Annotated in this window: 1 protein-coding gene; it reads right to left on the bottom strand. The window is 66.9% G+C overall.

Annotated elements, in window-relative coordinates; all coding sequences use genetic code 11:
• Nucleotides 1–571: LacI family DNA-binding transcriptional regulator (locus G3N93_RS40125; RefSeq protein WP_206135537.1), on the bottom strand; the 571-nt coding region annotated here is incomplete at its 3' end.
• Between the last annotated feature and the right edge of the window lie 305 nt (nt 572–876).

Genomic DNA, 876 nt, shown 5'->3' with positions numbered 1-876 from the left:
CGATCGCGCGCTGCGCGATGCTGTAGTGCGCGGGCGAGCCGCCGATGAACGCGATCCGCGTGCGGCCGGTGGCAAGCAGGTGGCGCATCGCGAGCGCCGCGCCCGTTGCGTTGTCGATGTTCACCGAACGCAGCCCGGGCGCCCACAGGTCGATCAGCACGAGCGGCCGTCCGGTCGCGGCGAGCGCCTCGATCGTCTCGGGCTCGATGAAGCCGGCCACCGCGATCGCGTCGGGCGCGTGCGGGCGCATCTGGCGCAGCACGTCGTCGTTCGGCCCGACCGTGAGCAGCGTCGGCACGATGCCGCGCTCGCGGCACGCGTCCTCGACGCCGTGCAGCACGTGCGAGAAGAACGGGCTGGCCGGAAAGCGGTTGTGCTGGCGATGCAGCAGGAAGGTGAGCCGGCGGATGCGCGGCCGCAGTTGCGCGGGATCGTAGCCGAGCCGCTGCGCGATCTCGACGATGCGCGCACGCGTCGCTTCGGACAGGCCCGGCTGGTTTTTCAGCGCGCGGGAGACGGTGCCGATCGAGACCTCTGCCGCCCGCGCCACATCGCGAATGGTCGTACCCATCGTTCGGGGTCCGGTTTGTTTAGGGTGAAAGCGATTGTATAGTAAAACATCTCGCGGAATTCGGGCCGGATAGCCGGGGAATACCCGCGAATTCGCGGTTTTTAAGCGCTAATCTGCGAAAACGCCGTTACTAAAAATACTAAACAAAACGCGAAAAAGGCAAGGTGGACGTGCGGGTGCCTGGCGCACGGGAAGCGAAGGGTAAGCGGGCCGGCTTCACGCGTCCGCGGGAGCCGTGCCCGACTGCCTCCGAGGGCATCCGGGAGGCTGGTGTGCAACTAACGGTCTGGTTGCACACCAGCCTA

Source organism: Burkholderia sp. Se-20378, assembly GCF_017104665.1.
In the GTDB taxonomy this organism is placed as follows: Bacteria; Pseudomonadota; Gammaproteobacteria; order Burkholderiales; family Burkholderiaceae; genus Burkholderia; species Burkholderia lata.
The sequence above is the reverse complement of the archived record's forward strand: the minus strand, read 5'-3'. Positions and strand labels throughout refer to the sequence as shown.